The sequence below is a fragment of the Paenarthrobacter sp. GQ52 genome, assembly GCF_059759005.1.
This window is the reverse complement of record NZ_JCAXEJ010000010.1, coordinates 86,978-104,550: the sequence shown is the minus strand read 5'-3', so window position 1 is coordinate 104,550 and position 17,573 is coordinate 86,978. Positions and strand designations below refer to the sequence as shown.

16 protein-coding genes are annotated in these 17,573 nt (G+C 63.2%); 11 read left to right on the top strand and 5 right to left on the bottom strand.

What is annotated here, in order from left to right; all coding sequences use genetic code 11:
• The 3 genes from AC6CH8_RS14470 to AC6CH8_RS14460 all read right to left on the bottom strand — a co-directional run bounded on the left by AC6CH8_RS14470 (position 1) and on the right by AC6CH8_RS14460 (position 3,205).
• Positions 1-792, bottom strand: a complete 792-nt coding sequence (locus AC6CH8_RS14470; RefSeq protein WP_017197162.1) for an amino acid ABC transporter permease — start codon at positions 790-792, stop codon at positions 1-3.
• 101 nt (positions 793-893) lie between these two features.
• Complete coding sequence (locus tag AC6CH8_RS14465; protein WP_017197161.1) at positions 894-1,691, bottom strand: ABC transporter substrate-binding protein; 798 nt, start codon at positions 1,689-1,691, stop codon at positions 894-896.
• A 158-nt stretch (positions 1,692-1,849) separates the two neighbouring features.
• A complete protein-coding gene (locus AC6CH8_RS14460; protein ID WP_498191269.1) occupies positions 1,850-3,205 on the bottom strand; it encodes an isochorismate synthase in 1,356 nt (451 codons plus the stop codon).
• A gap of 91 nt (positions 3,206-3,296) precedes the next feature.
• Between AC6CH8_RS14460 and AC6CH8_RS14455 the strand changes: the two genes are divergently transcribed.
• The 4 genes from AC6CH8_RS14455 to AC6CH8_RS14440 all read left to right on the top strand — a co-directional run bounded on the left by AC6CH8_RS14455 (position 3,297) and on the right by AC6CH8_RS14440 (position 7,992).
• Positions 3,297-4,058, top strand: coding sequence for a demethylmenaquinone methyltransferase (locus tag AC6CH8_RS14455; RefSeq protein WP_498191268.1), 762 nt, complete (start codon positions 3,297-3,299; stop codon positions 4,056-4,058).
• Between the two features lie 28 nt (positions 4,059-4,086).
• Positions 4,087-5,430, top strand: coding sequence for a geranylgeranyl reductase family protein (locus AC6CH8_RS14450; protein ID WP_091469258.1), 1,344 nt, complete (start codon positions 4,087-4,089; stop codon positions 5,428-5,430).
• 9 nt (positions 5,431-5,439) lie between these two features.
• Positions 5,440-6,543 carry a polyprenyl synthetase family protein gene (locus tag AC6CH8_RS14445; protein ID WP_091469256.1) on the top strand — a complete coding sequence of 368 codons (1,104 nt, stop codon included), beginning with the start codon at positions 5,440-5,442 and terminating at the stop codon, positions 6,541-6,543.
• Positions 6,544-7,122: 579 nt separating this feature from the next.
• The gene (locus AC6CH8_RS14440) at positions 7,123-7,992 is read left to right on the top strand and encodes a type IV toxin-antitoxin system AbiEi family antitoxin domain-containing protein (RefSeq protein ID WP_498191267.1); all 870 of its coding nucleotides are present in this window, start codon (positions 7,123-7,125) and stop codon (positions 7,990-7,992) included.
• 183 nt (positions 7,993-8,175) lie between these two features.
• Here AC6CH8_RS14440 and AC6CH8_RS14435 read toward each other — a convergent pair whose 3' ends face one another.
• Both AC6CH8_RS14435 and AC6CH8_RS14430 read right to left on the bottom strand, forming a co-directional pair.
• Complete coding sequence (locus AC6CH8_RS14435) at positions 8,176-8,601, bottom strand: hypothetical protein (RefSeq protein WP_178997390.1); 426 nt, start codon at positions 8,599-8,601, stop codon at positions 8,176-8,178.
• Between the two features lie 13 nt (positions 8,602-8,614).
• Positions 8,615-9,286 (bottom strand): trimeric intracellular cation channel family protein, encoded by a 672-nt coding sequence (locus AC6CH8_RS14430; RefSeq protein ID WP_498191266.1) that lies wholly within the window; start codon positions 9,284-9,286, stop codon positions 8,615-8,617.
• On the opposite strand from AC6CH8_RS14430, the gene AC6CH8_RS14425 reads away from it, so the two are divergent.
• The 7 genes from AC6CH8_RS14425 to AC6CH8_RS14395 all read left to right on the top strand — a co-directional run bounded on the left by AC6CH8_RS14425 (position 9,287) and on the right by AC6CH8_RS14395 (position 17,484).
• The gene (locus tag AC6CH8_RS14425) at positions 9,287-10,054 is read left to right on the top strand and encodes a sirohydrochlorin chelatase (protein ID WP_498191265.1); all 768 of its coding nucleotides are present in this window, start codon (positions 9,287-9,289) and stop codon (positions 10,052-10,054) included.
• A gap of 153 nt (positions 10,055-10,207) precedes the next feature.
• Positions 10,208-11,950: a nitrite/sulfite reductase gene (locus AC6CH8_RS14420; RefSeq protein WP_091469240.1), complete on the top strand. Its 1,743-nt coding sequence runs from the start codon at positions 10,208-10,210 to the stop codon at positions 11,948-11,950.
• The gene (locus tag AC6CH8_RS14415; protein ID WP_498191264.1) at positions 11,947-12,699 is read left to right on the top strand and encodes a phosphoadenylyl-sulfate reductase; all 753 of its coding nucleotides are present in this window, start codon (positions 11,947-11,949) and stop codon (positions 12,697-12,699) included. Before AC6CH8_RS14420 ends, AC6CH8_RS14415 begins: the two co-directional genes overlap by 4 nt.
• Positions 12,696-13,727 (top strand): sulfate adenylyltransferase subunit CysD, encoded by a 1,032-nt coding sequence (gene cysD, locus AC6CH8_RS14410; RefSeq protein ID WP_498191263.1) that lies wholly within the window; start codon positions 12,696-12,698, stop codon positions 13,725-13,727. The genes AC6CH8_RS14415 and cysD overlap by 4 nt, the downstream gene beginning before the upstream one ends.
• Positions 13,728-15,131, top strand: a complete 1,404-nt coding sequence (locus AC6CH8_RS14405; protein WP_091469234.1) for a sulfate adenylyltransferase subunit 1 — start codon at positions 13,728-13,730, stop codon at positions 15,129-15,131.
• Positions 15,132-15,230: 99 nt separating this feature from the next.
• Positions 15,231-16,184 carry a homocysteine S-methyltransferase gene (mmuM, locus tag AC6CH8_RS14400; RefSeq protein WP_498191262.1) on the top strand — a complete coding sequence of 318 codons (954 nt, stop codon included), beginning with the start codon at positions 15,231-15,233 and terminating at the stop codon, positions 16,182-16,184.
• A gap of 154 nt (positions 16,185-16,338) precedes the next feature.
• On the top strand, positions 16,339-17,484 hold the full coding sequence (locus tag AC6CH8_RS14395) for an ABC transporter substrate-binding protein (RefSeq protein ID WP_498191261.1): 1,146 nt from the start codon (positions 16,339-16,341) through the stop codon (positions 17,482-17,484).
• Positions 17,485-17,573 lie beyond the last annotated feature (89 nt).

Genomic DNA, 17,573 nt, shown 5'->3' with positions numbered 1-17,573 from the left:
CTATCGCTTGGTCCGCGCGGAGCGGCTTTCGAACTTCCGTGCCAGGAGGCTCAAGGGGATGGTGATGACCAGGTAGAAGGCTCCCGCCACGAGCAGCGGCGTGAGGCCGGCACCGAGGCTGGAGATTCCGTCGCGGCCAAACTTGGTGAGCTCGTACTGGGAAGCGGTAAGGCCCAGGACGTAGATCAGCGAGGAGTCCTTGGTAAGCAGGATGATCTCGTTGGTCAGCGGCGGCAGGACGATCTTGAACGCCTGGGGGATGACGATGGAAACCATGGCCCGCCAGTGCGGCATACCCAGCGAACGGGCGGCTTCCATCTGGCCCTTGGGCACAGCCTGAAGGCCGGCGCGCAGTGTTTCAGCGATGTATGCGGCAGCGACCATACCCAGCGACACCATCACGATGATGTTGACGTCCCACTGGATTCCGAAGGCCAGGGGAACGCCGTAGCCGAACGCGATGAACACCAGCAGGGCCGGAACGCCGCGGAAGAACTCGATGTAGCCGGTGGCAAGCCAGCGGTACAGGGGGAACGAGGAGAGCTTCATCAAGGCGAGCAGGAGGCCGCCGGACAGGCCCACAATAAAGCCGAGGGCCGTGTAGATGAGGGTGTTCTTGAGGCCCACCAGGAAGATATCCGGGAACATCGGGCCGATCTTGGCGAAGTTGAAGACGCTGGTGCCTACCGTCTTCCAGTCCACGGCAATAATTACGGCGGCCACGGCCACAACAAAGATTCCGGCCTGGACGTACAAACTGACTTTGGCTCGTTGACGTGCAGTCATTGCCATGGGGGTTCTCGCATTCATGTTGCGCAGGTGGGGCCCCGAAAGGACCTGAACAGATCGTTTCGGGGCCCGCCTGCGTGGATCTCGGGGAGCCGGGGCTCGGACTACTTGGTGGCTTCGCCGAACCAGGTGGTCTCGAACTTCTTCAGGGTGCCGTCGTCGGTGATGCGCTTCAGCGTGGCGTTCACGGCATCCGTCATGGCGGTGTTGCCCTTCTTGATGGAGATGCCCAGCTTCTCGCCCGTTGCGTAGTCTTCAACGCGCTTGAGGTTGGAATCGTCCTTGATGGCGTAGCCGAGGACGGACTGGTTGCCGACGGCGGCGTCGATGGTGCCGGCCTTGAGGGCCTGGACCAGGAGGCCGGAGTCTTCGAACTGCTGGGCGTCAATTCCCTTGTCCTTGGCGTACTGGGCGCCGGTGGTGGCCTGCTGGACGCCCACCTTCTTGCCCTTTGCGCCATCGAGGTTCTCGATGCCGGAAGCCGACGTGGCCACGAGGGTCAGGTCGTCGTCCAGGTAAGGAGTGGAGAAGTCCATGACGTTCTTGCGGACGTCAGTGATGGAGATCGAGGAGATGGAGACGTCGCAACCGGTCAGTGCGGTGCCGGTCTCGATGGCTTCGAAGGAGCTGTCCACCACGTTGAGCTCGGCCTTGACGTCTTTGGCGAGCTCGGCGGCGATGTCCATGTCGAAGCCGACGATCTTGCCGTCCTTCTGGAATTCGAAGGGCTCGTAAGGAACGTCCGAGCAAACCGTGAGCTTGCCGGCGTTGATGAGCTTGAGGCCCGACTCGGAGGAGGCGGCGGGAGTGGAGGAACCACCACAGGCGGTCAGGGCCAGGGCGCCGGCTGCCAGGACGGCGGCAATCTTGGTGCCGGACAGAACCGAACGGGAGATCTGCATGTTGTTTACCTTTTGTTGCGGTGGATGCTGAACTGAGTCGGTTTTAGTGTAGCGCCGAACGTGAGATGTGCATCACAGGAAACGAAGTTTCACTATTGGATAACAAGTTTACCCAGTTATCAACCTCCCCAGCAGCAGCCTAGTCTGGGATCCCAGATTCAGCGCTTGATGCCCAGCGCTTCAAGCATTGGCCGGAACTTGGCCCACGTCTCGGCCAATTCGGCCTCCGGCTGGGAGCCCTCAACGATCCCGCAACCTGCGTACAGGCGCACCGTGTTGGCATCCTCAATGACAGCGCCACGGAGTGCGATGCCCCATTCACCATTGCCCGCCGCGTCCAGCCAACCCACCGGTCCGGCGTACGGGCCGCGGTCCAGATGTTCGAGTTTGCGGATCAGCGCACCAGCTATCAGCGTGGGCGTTCCGCAGACCGCCGCCGTGGGATGCAAAGCGTTGATCAGGGCCAGGCAAGTGGGAACGTGTCCCTCGATATCCGCCAGCTCAGCCTTCACGTCCGAGGCCAAATGCCACACATTGGGCAGCTCCAGAATGAACGGTTCGCTATGGGAATTCATCGCCTCCGAGAAAGGAGCCAACTGCCGCGTGAGCGAATCGATGGCGATCTCGTGTTCGTGCCGCTGCTTTTCCGAACCGGCCAACACCCGTTCCGCATATTCCATGGGGGAGCCGTCCAGGCCGTCGGCATCCCGGCGATCCAAGGTTCCTGCCAGCACGCGGGCCTGTGCAGTGCGGCCCTCCACCTGAATCAGCATCTCCGGCGTAGCACCCACGAGCCCATCCACACCATACGTCCAGCATTCCCGGTACCTTGCGGCGAGCTGACGAAGCACCTCCGCAGCGTTCACGCCCTCGGGGAGGTTGGCCACGACGTCGCGCGCCAGCACAAGCTTCTCCAGCATCCCGGCGCGGATCTCCTCCACGCCGTTGGAGACTGCCTGCATCCAGGCAGCCTCGCTCAGGGAACCACGGCTAAGGTGACCCGCGGAACCGTCCGCAGCAACCGCCTCCGGTGAGAGCCCGACGTCGGACCCTCCTGCCGCTGTACCGTCACCGTTGGGCTCCGGCTCAGTGAGCCAGCGGTCCACCGAGGCGAGGACGCCCGCCTCGGTGAGGGGGCCGTCGTCGAACGTTAACTGGGTGGCCCAGGCGCGGCCGTCGCGGATGCCAACCACCAGCTCGGGAAGAATCAGGCGGGAAACGTGCGGAGAGGTTTTGGAGAAGGCGAACGAGCCGAAAGCCACAGGGCCCGTGCCCGGGACCTCAACGTGGTCCGTGATTTCCGCCTCAAGAATGAGGTGCCGCCACCAGATATCGGCCTCAAGGAATCTCTCGGGGCCGGTGGCATTGAAGCGCGTTAGCTCGCCGTAGCCCACCAGGCCGGCCTCGCGGCGGGACCAGCAAAGGACGTCGTCCCGCACCAGAAACGACGGCAGCCCCCCGGAGGATGATTCAACATCGAGGGGGACTGTCAAGGTACGGAGCGTGCTCGTCATGATGGAACAACAGTACTCCCGCGCGCAGCCAGAATCTGAGCCGACTTCTACAGCGCAGCAAAGTCGGCTGAATGTCTGAGACAATTACAGGGTGAACCGAGCATCCTTGGAAAAGCGTCCGGACGAAGTTGCGACGATGTTTGATGATGTCGCCCCAAAATACGACGTCGTCAATGATGTCCTGTCCATGGGGCAGACGCGGCGTTGGCGGCGGATCGTGGTTGACGCCATGGATGTGAAGGTAGGCCAGAAGGTCCTTGACCTGGCTGCCGGCACAGGAACTTCCAGCGAACCCTACGCTGATGCCGGCGTGGACGTAGTGGCCTGCGACTTCTCCCTGGGCATGCTCAAAGTGGGCAAGCGCCGCCGCCCGGACATTGACTTCATCGCCGGCGACGCCACCAACCTGCCGTTCTCTGACAACAGCTTCGACGCTTCCACCATTTCCTTCGGCCTCCGCAACGTGGTGGAACCCCGCAAGGCCCTCGAGGAAATGCTGCGCGTCACCAAGCCCGGCGGCCGCCTGGTCATCGCTGAGTTCTCCCACCCCGTGGTTCCGCTGTGGCGCAACCTCTACACCGAATACCTGATGCGCGCGCTCCCGGCCATCGCCACCAAGGTCTCCTCCAACCCGGACGCCTACGTGTACCTCGCCGAGTCCATTCGTGCCTGGCCGGACCAGGACCACTTGGCCCAGTGGCTCAGTGACGCCGGCTGGACGGACATCACGTACCGCAACCTCAGCGGCGGCATCGTTGCTGTCCACCGTGCACAGAAGCCCGGCGAGCACCGCGAAAGTGTTCCCGTGGCAAAGCTCCGCCGCCAGATAAAGCCGCGCCACCAAGCCGGCTAACCAGCACTGCCTGTTGAATTAGGACGTTGTGAAAGTACTGATTGTTGGCGCGGGCCCGGCCGGGTCCACCGCTGCGTATTACCTCGCCCAGCAGGGCATCGATGTCACGGTGCTGGAAAAGACTTCCTTTCCTCGTGAAAAGGTATGCGGCGATGGCCTGACTCCGCGCGCCGTCCGCGAGATCCAGAAGCTCGGGCTGCCCCACGCGGTCTCCGAAGGGTGGAGGCGCAACAAGGGCCTCCGCCTCATTGCCGGCGGCCGCACTATTGAACTTCCTTGGCCCGAGGTAGCTGACTTTCCCACGTACGGCCTGATCCGGACGCGCCTCGGTTTTGACGAGGACCTGGCCCGTCACGCTCAGTCCGCGGGCGCCGTCGTGCTTGAACGTCACAGCGTCACCTCCGCGTTGACGGCTGAAGATGGCCGGGTGATCGGTGCCCGGGCTTCCATCCTGGACGAGTCCGGACGCAAGACCGGCGAAACGCGCGACTTCCACGCCGACGTCGTACTAGCCGCGGACGGAAACTCGACGCGAACCGCCGTGTCGCTGGGTATGCACAAACGTGACGACCGTCCGCTGGGCGTCGCGGTGCGCACGTACTTCACCTCGCCCAGGCACGACGACGACTGGATGGAAGGCTGGCTGGAACTTCCCGGCAAGTCCGGCAAGCCGCTGCCCGGCTACGGCTGGGTGTTTGGTGTTGGCGACGGGACGTCCAACGTGGGCCTCGGCATCCTGAACTCGTCCAAGGAATTCGGCAAGCTCGACTACAAGCAGGTTCTCCGCGAATGGACCGCCGGCATGCCCTCCGATTGGGGCTTCACGCCTGAAAACCAGGTGGGGGAGATCCGCGGCGCGGCGCTGCCCATGGGCTTCAACCGCACGCCGCACTACTCACCCGGGCTGCTCCTGCTGGGCGACGCCGGGGGAATGGTGTCCCCGTTCAACGGAGAGGGCATTTCCTACGCGATGGAGTCGGCCCGGTTCGCGGCCGAGTTCTTGATTGACGCTTCTTCGCGGTCGGCTTCGGCCGGTTGGTCCACGCACGACGCCGATGCCCACCTTTCGCGGTACGCGGACTATGTGCGGGACCAGTGGGGATCGCACTTCACGCTTGGCCGGATGTTTGCTTCCTTGATCGGGAAGCCTGCCGTGATGAAACTTGCACTGCGCACGGGCATGCCAATTCCGGTGCTCATGCGCTTTGTGGTTCGAATGCTCGCGAATCTCACGGATCCGTCCGCCAAGGGCTTCGAAGACCGCGTAATCCGGGTCCTCGAGATGCTGGTTCCGGCTACGTCCAACACTTCCCCTGCCAGCGCCCTTACGCCGGCAGGCACCGACTCCGCGGTTTCCGCAACAACTAGTTAGGGTTAACCCGTGACGAACTCTGCCGAACACAGCTGGACGCATGCCGGGCACGGCTTGCCACAGGCTGTCGAGCCTGCTCCCAACACCACTGCAATCGCAACGGGACTCCAGCTGCCCGCCGGATTCGCTGCCATTGCGGGCGATCCCGAGCTCGGCCCTGCCATCACCACCAACCTTGCCCGGGTGGAGAAGAAGCTCCGCGAAGCCATCTCCAACTCGGACCCATTGGCTGACGCGACGTCGCGCCACCTGGTGGAAGCCGGCGGAAAGCGCATCCGTCCGCTGCTTACTCTGCTGTGTGCCCACCTCGGCGATGCTTCACGTCCGGAGGTTGTCCAGGCCGCTGTTGTGGTGGAACTGACGCACCTTGCCACGCTCTACCACGACGACGTGATGGACTCAGCTCCGTTCCGCCGCGGTGCTCCCACTGCCCACGAGGTGTGGGGCAACTCGGTGGCCATCCTTACTGGCGACCTCATCTTCGCTCGCGCTTCCATCCTGGTGTCCGAGCTCGGTTCGCGTGCCCTTGGTATCCAGGCCCGCACGTTTGAGCGCTTGTGCCTCGGCCAGCTCCACGAAACCGTGGGCCCTCGCGAAGACGAAGATCCCGTAGAGCACTACCTGTCCGTCATTGCTGACAAGACCGGCTCACTGGTTGCAGCGTCCGGCCAGCTCGGCGCGATCTTCGCCGGTGCAGACGAGTCCTTCGAGGACCTGCTGGTGGAGTACGGCGAGAAGGTCGGCGTCGCCTTCCAGCTCGCCGACGACGTCATCGATGTCACCGGTGTGAAGGTCAAGTCCGGCAAGTCCCCGGGCACCGACCTTCGCGAAGGTGTTCCCACCCTGCCTGTCCTGCTGCTTCGCCGTGATGCTGCCGCGGGCGATGCCTCGGCCAGTGCACTTCTGGAACTGGTGGACGGCGACTTGTCCTCCGACTCGGCTCTGGCTGAGGTTGTTGCCGGTCTGCGCGAGCACCCCGTCACCGAGGAGTCCTGGAAGATTGCCCGCCAGTGGTCCGCCGAGGCAGTTGCCGCCCTGGACCCGCTGCCGGAGGGCGTAGTGAAGGCCTCACTGACCAACTTTGCCCACGCAGTGGTGGACCGCAGCAGCTAGTCTTCTTTGGGTTGGCGGGCGTCCGGACTTTTCATAGGCCGGGCGCCTGCTTTTTGTTTCCCCACATTTTGGGCCACAGCCGTGGTGGACCCCGTACCGTCACCACCCACTCTGAGCCTGCGAGGGTGGTGACACGCCGGTGGTTGCGGTGTGTTGTGCCCTCGGTGGAATCAAAGTGGGTGCTGGCCGTACGCGCCAAAATTTTTTAGTCTCCCGGAAAAACGGAATGGCCCCGGCTCGCTGCAACGTTACGAGTCATACGCTGCACCGAACCGGGACCACAATCTCCGTTCGCATCAGACCCACCGGAGGCATTTAGTGGATCCGTGAAAAGCTTATGACAATCCTGTCACATATGCAACTCCCTGCGTCAATGGTTTTCCCGTTCCCGCAGCGCGATTTACAGCCAAGCGCCGATCCTCCACCACCAACTTTGAATTTCGGAGGTGGGGGACACGCCGGAGTTAGGGTGTGTCATAACCTCAGGGCCGCCAAACCAAGTGGTGGAGGTACACGGAGTTATCCACATAGGGGACTTTGCGGCCATCTCAGGGTTCCGGCCGAACTCAGCATGGCTACATGGACATCGACAATTTCCTCCGAAGCCGGCGCGGAGCAGCAACTACGTCCACCCTGATGACCGCGGGCTTCAGTCGCCGCATGCTCGCAAACGCGGTGAGGGACGGAGTAGTCAACCGCCTTCATCGCGGCGTCTACACGTCCCGGGCATCAGACCCCGACGTCGTTGCCGCCTTTCGAGCCGACGGCTTACTTACCTGCGTCTCGGCGGCGCGCTTCTATGGTCTCTGGACCCTGGGAGGGGTAGACGCTCTCCATCTCAGCTGCAGTACTGGACTAGCAAGGCGGGGTGTAGTCCACCACGGAGGCTGCCTACACCCGGCTCATCCATATCTACCAGTCGCCGGGGTAGCGGATGTCCTAATCCACGCCCTCCGATGTTCGCCTGAACTGGAAGCACTCGTCATGGTGCAGAGTGCCGTCAGCCAAGCACTGCTGTCCATAGATTTCCTGAAATCAAAGCTTCCGGGCAACAGGAATGGCAAGGTTCGCGAAATCCTGGACTCGGTTTTACCTCGGGCCGACTCGCTCCTGGAAGTACTCGCGCACACCCACTTCACCAGGGCAGGTCTTAAAGTCCAGATGCACGTGGACCTCCCGGGCGTAGGGGAGGTGGACTGTCTGGTCAATGAATGCCTGATTGTAGAACTCGACGGCGGCACGCACCTTGAGGGAAAACAGGTCAAGAAGGATCAATATAGGAACAACGCAGCCATGCGCAGAGGCCTATTGACCCTCCATTACTACTACGTCGACGTCGTTCATCACCCAGAGCTGATGGTCGCCGAAGTCATGGCAGTTCTGCGCAACAGGGAAGTTGGCCGCTACGCGCCGGCGAGGTACGCGCCTGGGTGGGTGCCGCCGTCGTGAGTTCCCTCTGGGCCTGTACCGCCACCACCTACTTTGACCCCAACTTTCGGGCAACACGCCCCGCGAGCGGCGTGTCGGGGCAGGTCCATAATCAAAGTAGGTGGTGGCCGCACAGGCCCTCAAAGCAAAACAGCCCCTTCCCAACCCGGAATGGGTGGGAAGGGGCTGCTCCAAAACGGGAAGTTAGTCTTCGTCGTCGTTGAATGCCCACTCGAACATGTCGAACACGAACTCGGAGAACGTGCCCTCCTCGCTCTTCCACTGGCCGCGGGCGTTGTTGCGGCGCCAGACGATGGGGTCCGGGATGCTGAGGTCGGCGGTGCGGAAGCCCCAGGTGAACTGTTCGTCCTCGTCCTCCAGGAACATGAGGAAGCCTTCGTCGTCCACCTCGAGTTCCTCGGGATCCCAGAAGTAGTGGTAGGCCTCCATGAGGTCCTCGCAACCGCCGATTGCAAGGTAGAACTCGCGCAGAACCAGCGGGATGGTGAAGGAGTGATCGGAGAGGGCGTCGTCCAGTTCGTCGGGCGTGAGGCCGTCTTCTTCCTGCCATTCATCCTCGAGATACTTTGGGACCAGCGCGCGGAACTTCTCGAGGAACATGTCAGTCATGCTCTTATCCTAGCTAATCCCGGGCACCGGAAATTGCGCCCCCACCGGTGCCTGCGCGATGCCAACCACGCACAGCCAGGGGCACGTACCAGCCGCGGCGCCAGGCGGTCACCCGGAAAGCGAAAACAACGCCGGCAATGACACAAGCCGTAAGCCCGCTGAACAGGCCAAGGTGCCACATCAACGTGGTCAAACCGGCGCCCGCAAAGGCGGGCAGTGCATAGAGATCGCGGTTGTTGAACAGGGTGGGGACTTCGTTGGCGGTGATGTCACGGAGCAGGCCGCCGCCCACTCCCGTGGTGACGCCCAACAGGATCGCAGCCACCGGGTTCATGCCCGCGCTGATGGCTTTCAGGGTGCCGGTGATGCAGAACAACGCCAATCCGCCGGCGTCGAACAGCGTTAAGAGGGACGTGAAACGCTGCACCGACGAGAAAAGGTAGTAGACCAGCAGGGCAGCCAGCACGGGCGGTGCCAGATAGGCAGGATTCGTGAAGGCGATCGGGGGGCCGGCATTGATCACGATGTCGCGGATTACCCCACCGCCCAGCGCCGCGATGGAAGCGAGGAGCACCGAACCAACAAAGTCGAACTGCTTCCGGGCGGCCAACAACGAGCCCGACACAGCAAAAAAGAACACGCCGATGAGGTCAAGCCAAAGAAGAACAATGTCAAAGGAAATCAAGTGGACTGGTTCTTTCTTAACGTGCTTCACAACAGGTGCTGGCTCAACGTTACGCTAGCTCCCATGAACAGCCCCGTTTTGATCGCTTGCGCCCACGGAACCCGCAACGCCGAAGGCCAGGCTGCCATCCGACGCGTGATGGCTGAAATTGAAACTCTCCGCCCCGGTTTGCGCGTTGTTGAAGCGTACGTTGACGTCCAGGAACCCGAGTTGGGCGGTGCGGTGGAGGGCCTGCCCGAGGGGACTGCCGCCGTCGTCGTACCGCTTTTGCTCTCAACGGGCTTCCACATCAAGGTGGACGTTCCCAAAGCCATCAAGAGCCGCCCCGAGGTAGTGGCTGCCAAGCCGCTGGGACCGGATCCCCGTCTGGCTGAGCTGTTGACCATGCACCTGCGTGCGGCTGGACTGCAGGAGAACGACGGCGTGCTGCTGGCTGCCGCGGGATCGTCCCTTCCGGACGGCTCGGTGGACTCGGAAGAGCAGGCGCGACTCCTCGGTGAGCTGCTGCCCAACAAGGTCCGGGTCGCCTATGGCGCCAGCGCCCAGCCAACAGTGCCCGACGGCGTTGCGTCCTTGCGTGCCGAACTCGCCGCCGACGGTGGGACCGGAAGGGTCTTCATTGCCTCCTACCTGCTGGCGACCGGTTATTTCCACGACCAACTGGCAAAGGCCGGCGCGGACATTGTGTCGGCTCCTTTGCTTCCGTCGACGGTGCTGGCAGAGATCGCGCTGGAACGTTACGACGCAGTGTTGGAAAGCCTCTCCTAACCTTTATTCACGCGGGAAAAGGGCCAAATGGACCTGCACAAAACAGGTCCTTCGGACAAGGCCGCTGGCGTGTTCGTGACGAAATGTTTCCCTAGGTGACTTCGCGTTTCCGGACCTTTGCTGGCGAAAACTAGCCAGACCTACAGTCGATGTATGACAGATACAGCTGTAGCCGGTGCGTCCTCGGACACCGCAGTCCCCTCGCGTCCGGCACGCACCCGCCCTGCCGCCAAGCCCCACGGCCAGTGGAAGGTTGACGGCACCGCTCCACTGAACGCCAACGAAACCTGGAAGCAGGAAGACAACGGGCTTAACGTCCGTGAGCGCATTGAGTCTGTCTACTCCAAAGAGGGCTTTGATTCGATCGACGGCACGGACCTTCACGGCCGCTTCCGTTGGTGGGGCCTGTACACGCAGCGCAAGCCCGGGATCGACGGCGGCAAGACCGCAACGCTTGAACCGCACGAGCTCGAAGACAAGTACTTCATGCTGCGCGTGCGCATCGACGGCGGTGCGCTGACCACCGAGCAGCTTCGCGTCATCGGCCAGATTTCCGTGGACTTCGCCCGCGGATCGGCCGACCTTACGGACCGCCAGAACATCCAGCTGCACTGGATCCGCGTTGAGGATGTGCCGGAAATCTGGCGCCGCCTTGAAGGCATTGGCCTGTCCACCACCGAGGCTTGCGGCGACGTTCCCCGTGTCATCCTCGGCTCCCCGGTTGCGGGCATCGCCAAGGATGAGATCATCGATCCCACCCCGCTGATCCACGAGCTCGCCGAACGTTTCATCGGCGACCCTGAGCTGGCCAACCTGCCCCGCAAATACAAGACCGCCATCACGGGCCACCCGTCCCAGGACGTGGTGCACGAGATCAACGACTTCGCCTTGGTGGGCGTTGTCCACCCTGAACTCGGTGCCGGCTACGACCTCTGGGTAGGCGGCGGCCTGTCCACCAACCCGCGCCTGGCCGAACGCCTTGGTGTATTCGTCTCCGCTGACGTTGCCGCCGAAGTATGGCTCGGCGTCACCAGCATCTTCCGCGACTACGGCTACCGCCGCATGCGCACCAAGGCACGCCTGAAGTTCCTCATGAACGACTGGGGACCGGCCAAGTTCCGCCAGATCCTGGAGGACGAATACCTCGGTTTCAAGCTTCCCGACGGCCCTGCTGCTCCCAAGCCCACGGCCCCCGGCGATCACATCGGCGTTCACGAGCAGAAGGACGGCAAGTTCTTCATCGGCGTGACCCCTACTGTGGGCCGCACATCCGGCGAGGCACTTGTCACGCTGGCGGACACCCTGGAGAAGCACGGCAGCTACCGCTTGCGCACTACCCCTCACCAGAAGCTCGTCATCCTGGATGTGGCCAAGGATCAGGTTGAACCGCTCATCGCAGAGCTGGACACTTTGGGCCTCTCCGCCCGTCCGTCCGTGTTCCGTCGCGGCACCATCGCCTGCACCGGCATCGAATACTGCAAGCTGGCCATCGTGGAAACCAAGGTCACGGCGGCCACGGCCATCGCTGAGCTGGAGCGCCGCTTGGTGGACCTCGTAGAGACCAAGCAACTGCCGTCGGCACTGTCCCTCCACATCAACGGCTGCCCGAACTCCTGCGCACGTATCCAGACGGCCGATATCGGCCTGAAGGGCATGATGTTGCCAACGCCCGACGGCGACCCCACCCCGGGTTTCCAGGTCCACCTCGGTGGCGGGCTGGCCAACAACGAGCGCGAGGAAGCCGGTTTGGGACGTACCGTCCGCGGCCTCAAGGTCACGGTGGAAGACCTGCCCGATTACGTGGAGCGCGTGGTCCGTAAATTCGTCGCCGTGGGCGCCGAGGGCCAGACCTTCGCGGAGTGGGCACACTCGGCAGATGAAGGAGATCTCCAATGACAGATCCCGTCACGATTACCAACCTCGCCAGCGCAGCAGCCCGTCCGGCACTGCGTTCCCATGAAGAGCTGAAGGCCCTGGCCGAACAAGGCGCCGCTGAGCTGGGCTGGAACGCCCCCGCCCGGGACGTCATCGCCTGGGTGGCCCGCAACTTCGAGCTGCCCACGGTGACGGTCGCCTGCTCCATGGCAGACGCCGTCCTGCCGGCTTTGGTCGCGGACCAGCTTCCCGGCGTCGACGTCTTGTTCCTGGAGACCGGCTACCACTTCAAGGAAACGTACGAGACCCGCGACGAAGTTGCAGCGAACCTGCGCGTCAACGTAGTGGACGTTCTTCCGGAGAACACCGTGGAACAACAGGATCGCCTGCTCGGCAAGGACCTGTTCGCCCGCGACCCCGCCCAGTGCTGCGCGCTGCGCAAGGTCCAGCCGCTGCGCCGTTCGCTGGCCGGCTACGAGGTGTGGTTCACCGGTGTCCGACGCGACGAGGGCCCCACCCGCACCAACACCCCGGTGATCACCTGGGACGAGGGCTTCGGCCTGGTCAAGGTGAACCCGATGGTCGACTGGACCTTCGATCAGCTGATCGAGTACTCCGAGGACAACATCCTTCCCGTCAACCCCCTCCTGAGCCAAGGCTACCCGTCCATCGGCTGCCAGCCCTGCACCCGCAAAGTGGCCCCGGGTGGAGACCCCCGAGCCGGCCGCTGGGCAGGATCCGACAAGACAGAATGCGGACTACACACATGAGCACCCAAATCACAACGGACGCCTACGCAGCAGATGCCGCCCCCGCCCCTTCGCTGGACGGCAATGCTGCAAGCAGCATTGCGTCCAGCTTCGACAGGCCCGATGCCACTCCCGGGGCGGCATCTGCTGCTGCGACTCGCCTTTCGTCTTTGGACACCCTCGAGTCCGAGGCGATTCACATCATTCGTGAAGTTGTTGCCGAGTTCGAGAAGCCTGCACTGCTGTTCTCCGGCGGCAAGGATTCCGTGGTCATGCTGCATCTGGCCACCAAGGCGTTCTGGCCGGGCAAGGTTCCCTTCCCCGTCCTGCACGTGGACACGGGCCACAACTTCCCGGAGGTCATCGACTTCCGGGACCGCACGGTTGAGCGCCTCGGCCTGAAGCTGGTTGTCGGCTCGGTGCAGGAGTTCATCGACCGCGGTGAGCTGGCCGAGCGCGCCGACGGCACCCGCAACCCGCTGCAGACTGTTCCGTTGCTTGATGCCATCCAGCGCAACAAGTTCGACGCCGTATTTGGCGGCGGCCGTCGTGACGAGGACAAGGCCCGCGCCAAGGAGCGCATCCTGAGCCTGCGTGACGAGTTCGGCCAGTGGGATCCGCGCAACCAGCGCCCCGAGTTGTGGAACCTGTACAACGGCCGCCACACGGTGGGCCAGCACGTCCGCGCGTTCCCCATCAGCAACTGGACCGAGCTGGACATCTGGCGCTATATCGAACGCGAGAACATTGAGCTCCCCGGCCTGTACTACGCCCACGAGCGTGAGGTTTTCGCCCGCGACGGCATGTGGCGCGCGGTAGGCGAGGTTTCCGAACCGTTGCCGCACGAGGAAGTCATCACCAAGCTGGTGCGCTACCGCACGGTTGGCGACATGTCCTGCACCGGTGCTGTGGAATCTGATGCCCGCACCGTGGCCGACGTCGTAGTTGAAGTCGCTGCCTCCACCCTGACCGAACGTGGCGCCACCCGAGCAGATGACCGCATCTCCGAGGCAGCCATGGAAGACCGCAAGAAGGACGGCTACTTCTAAATGAGCACCGAAACACTGGCTGCCGGGCTGGAAACAGCCCTGCCCACAACCCTGTTCCGCTTCGCTACCGCCGGGTCGGTGGACGACGGTAAATCCACTTTGGTGGGCCGCCTCCTTCACGATTCCAAGGCGATTCTTGCTGACACGCTCGACGCCGTTGCCCGCACCTCCGCGGACCGCGGCTTCGGCGGAGAAAAGGGCGGGATTGACCTCGCCCTCCTTACTGACGGACTGCGCGCCGAGCGCGAGCAGGGCATCACCATCGACGTCGCTTACCGCTACTTCGCCACGGACCGCCGCAGCTTCATCCTGGCGGACTGCCCCGGCCACGTTCAGTACACCAAGAACACGGTGACCGGCGCGTCCACTGCGGATGCCGTCGTCGTACTTATCGACGCCCGTAAGGGTGTGCTGGAGCAGACCCGCCGTCACCTGTCCGTGTTGCAGCTGCTGCGCGTTGCCCACGTGATTGTTGCCGTGAACAAGATCGACCTTGTTGATTTCAGCGAGCAGGTATTCCGCGACATCGAAGCCGACGTGCAGAAGGTTGCGCGTGAGCTTGGTCTGGGTTCCGATGGCGTTGCTGATCTGTTGGTGGTCCCTGTTTCGGCCCTTGATGGCGACAACGTGGTGGACCGCTCCGAGCGCACCCCCTGGTACACCGGTCCTGCACTGTTGGAGGTCCTCGAAACCCTCCCGGCTGCTGACGAACTCGAGGCCGAACTGGAGAGCTTCCGCTTCCCGGTCCAGCTGGTGATCCGTCCGCAGGGTGCCCTGGCTCCGGACGCTGTTGCCGCCGGGCTCGATGTGGAGGCGTACCGCGATTACCGCGCCTACGCTGGCCAGATCACCGAGGGCTCCGTCAAGGTTGGCGACGAAGTATCCGTCATCAGCCCGGGCCACGAGCCGCGCACCACCACGGTGATCGGCATCGACTTCGCCGGCCAGTCTCTGGAGGAGGCCGCGGCGCCGCAGTCGGTGGCTGTCCGCCTGGCTGACGAGATCGACATCGCCCGCGGTGACACCATCGCTGCTGCCGGGACTGTCCGTGAGAGCACAGCTGACCTGTACGCGTCGTTGGCATGGCTCTCACCCAAGCCGCTCCGCGAAGGCCAGAAGGTCCTGGTGAAGCACGGGACACGCACGGTCCAGGCCCTGGTCCGGAACGTCACGGGCAAGCTGGACCTGGCCACGTTCAACGTAGAGCCCGCGTCCAACCTGGAGCTCAACGACATCGGACACGCACAGCTCCGGTTGTCCGCTGCGCTGCCGCTGGAGAACTACCTGCACCACCGCCGCACCGGCGCTTTCCTGGTGATCGACCCCATCGACGGCAACACCCTTGCCGCCGGTTTGGTCAAGGACCACCCGGGCGACCACGAAGACGAACGTTACGTCATCTAGGGTCATACGTAGTCACAAAACCGCAGCTTGTTCGCGACTCCTCACGTTGTACGGCGGGAATTTCGAACAGGCTGCGGTTTTCTTTTTTGGGAAGGGCCCATGCCACAGAACACAACGCTCAGCACGCTCCTCAACGCCGGCAGGGACCTGGTCCTGGACGGTGCGTTGGCCACGGAATTGGAGGCTCACGGCTGCGATCTGGAAGACGCGTTGTGGTCCGCCAAGGTCCTGCTCGAGCAGCCGCACTTGATCAAGCAGGTCCACCGCGACTATTTCGACGCCGGAGCCTCCGTGGCCATCACCGCCAGCTACCAGGCGACTCCGCAGGGTTTTGCGCGGCGCGGGTTGTCAGTTGATGAGTCTTTGGAGCTGGTGGCGTTGAGCGTCCAGTTGGCCGATGAAGCCCGCCAGGAAGCCTTGGCTAATGGTTCTGCCCGTGGGCCGCTTTTGGTAGCCGGATCCGTGGGTCCCTACGGCGCCTACCTGGCTGATGGCTCTGAGTATCGGGGCGATTACACGCTTTCCGCCGCGGAATTCCGGGACTTCCACCGGCCCCGCATTGCCGCTCTCGTTGAAGCCGGCGCGGATTTCCTGGCGTGCGAGACGCTGCCGTCGTTCGCCGAAGCGGAGGCGCTGTTGGCGCTCGTGGCGGAGTTCGACGTCGAATCCTGGTTTACGTTCACGCTGCGGGACAGCGGCCACATCAGTGACGGCACGCCGATTGCGGACGTGGCAGCGCTGCTCGGCGCGGAACCGCGGGTGGCCGCCGTCGGCGTAAATTGCGTGCCGCTGGAACTGGTGACGGAAGCTCTCGGCACCCTGCAGCGGTCCTCGAACAAGCCACTGGTCGCGTATCCGAATTCGGGGGAGAGCTACGATGCCGTGACCAAGACGTGGGGTCCGTCAGAGGGTCTTCAGGGCAAAGGAACCTTGGCTGGAAAGGCCACGGAATGGCAGCGCAAGGGCGCCCATCTCATAGGTGGCTGCTGCCGCACAACTCCGCGCGACATTGAAGCCCTGGCGGCGAATATGACGCCACGTGAACCTGCGTGAACCTTGGTTTCTGTGGGATTGAAGCGGAAATATGACAGTCCCTACTGTGAAGGCATGACCTCTCCGGAATGGTCCTTGCTTGCCCTCGACGGGCGATGTCACGGGGCCTGATCTTCGCCCCGCTCGCATCCCACCTCCCTAAGGACCCACCCCCATGGCTAACACCCCCGAGTCGCCCAACACCGGCACCACCCGCATCGTCGCCGGTGAGTCCGCATCCAAGCCCAAGCGCCGCCGCACAGTAGAGATCGCCCTGGCCGTCGGCTTGGTGCTCCTCATCGGTGCGGGCGCCGCAGTCGCTTCCGCTGTTTCGCAGAACAACCAGGCCGCCCCGGCGCCCACCGCGACGCCTGCCGCTGAGTTGAAGCTCGGTTACTTCAGCAACGTGACCCACGGCCCCGCGCTGGTAGGAACCAGCAAGGGCCTGATCGCCAAGGAACTGGGCGATACCAAGCTCAGCACCCAGGTCTTCAACGCCGGCCCCGCCGCGATCGAAGCCCTGAACGCCGGCGCTATCGATGCCACGTACATCGGCCCGAACCCTGCCATCAACTCGTATGTCAAGAGCAAGGGCGAGTCCATCAGCATCATCGCCGGTGCAGCCTCGGGCGGTGCGCAGTTGGTGGTCAAGCCGGAGATCAACTCCGCTGCCGACCTCAAAGGCAAGATCCTCAGCTCCCCGCAGCTCGGCGGAACCCAGGACGTGGCCCTCCGCGCCTGGCTCGGTGACCAAGGCTTCAAGACCAACACCGATGGCAGCGGCGACGTGAACATCAACCCCACCGAGAATGCCCAGTCGCTGAAGCTCTTCACCGACGGAAAGCTCGACGGCGCGTGGTTGCCGGAGCCGTGGGCCTCCCGCCTGGTGCTCGAAGCCGGTGCGAAGGTCCTGGTTGACGAGAAGGACCTGTGGGAGAACGGTGACTTCACCACCACCATCCTGATCGTGAACAAGAAGTTCGCCGCAGAGCACCCCGAAACCGTGAAAGCACTTCTGAAGGGCCATGTGGAATCCGTGAACTGGCTGAACTCGGCTTCCGCTTCCGAGAAGGCGACCACCATCAACGCGGTCCTCAAGGACACCGCGGGCAAGCCGCTTCCGGCGAACGTGATTGAACGGGCGCTGCAGAACATCAAGTTCACCACCGACCCGCTGGCCGGAACGTACAACAAGCTCCTCGAAGACGGCGTCAAGGCCGGCACCACCAAGCAGGCCGACATCAACGGCATCTTCGACCTCCGCACGCTGAACGAGGTTGAAGGCAAGAAAACCTCGGCTGCAGGTCTTGGCCAGGACTAAGCAGTAACAGGCTGGTCCGCTTCCCTCTGAATTACGGGGGAAGCGGGCCGGCCTTTGGCCACATCAGCTCTACCAATCAACATGAAGGA

Excerpts from the sequence above, each read along its gene's own strand:
- AC6CH8_RS14470 (WP_017197162.1), bottom strand. The coding sequence starts at position 792 with ATGGCAATGACTGCACGTCAACGAGCCAAAGTCAGTTTGTACGTCCAG.
- AC6CH8_RS14465 (WP_017197161.1), bottom strand. The coding sequence starts at position 1,691 with ATGCAGATCTCCCGTTCGGTTCTGTCCGGCACCAAGATTGCCGCCGTC.
- AC6CH8_RS14460 (WP_498191269.1), bottom strand. The coding sequence starts at position 3,205 with ATGACGAGCACGCTCCGTACCTTGACAGTCCCCCTCGATGTTGAATCA.
- AC6CH8_RS14440 (WP_498191267.1), top strand. The coding sequence starts at position 7,123 with ATGGACATCGACAATTTCCTCCGAAGCCGGCGCGGAGCAGCAACTACG.
- AC6CH8_RS14435 (WP_178997390.1), bottom strand. The coding sequence starts at position 8,601 with ATGACTGACATGTTCCTCGAGAAGTTCCGCGCGCTGGTCCCAAAGTAT.
- AC6CH8_RS14420 (WP_091469240.1), top strand. The coding sequence starts at position 10,208 with ATGACAGATACAGCTGTAGCCGGTGCGTCCTCGGACACCGCAGTCCCC.
- AC6CH8_RS14415 (WP_498191264.1), top strand. The coding sequence starts at position 11,947 with ATGACAGATCCCGTCACGATTACCAACCTCGCCAGCGCAGCAGCCCGT.
- cysD (WP_498191263.1), top strand. The coding sequence starts at position 12,696 with ATGAGCACCCAAATCACAACGGACGCCTACGCAGCAGATGCCGCCCCC.
- AC6CH8_RS14405 (WP_091469234.1), top strand. The coding sequence starts at position 13,728 with ATGAGCACCGAAACACTGGCTGCCGGGCTGGAAACAGCCCTGCCCACA.
- mmuM (WP_498191262.1), top strand. The coding sequence starts at position 15,231 with ATGCCACAGAACACAACGCTCAGCACGCTCCTCAACGCCGGCAGGGAC.
- AC6CH8_RS14395 (WP_498191261.1), top strand. The coding sequence starts at position 16,339 with ATGGCTAACACCCCCGAGTCGCCCAACACCGGCACCACCCGCATCGTC.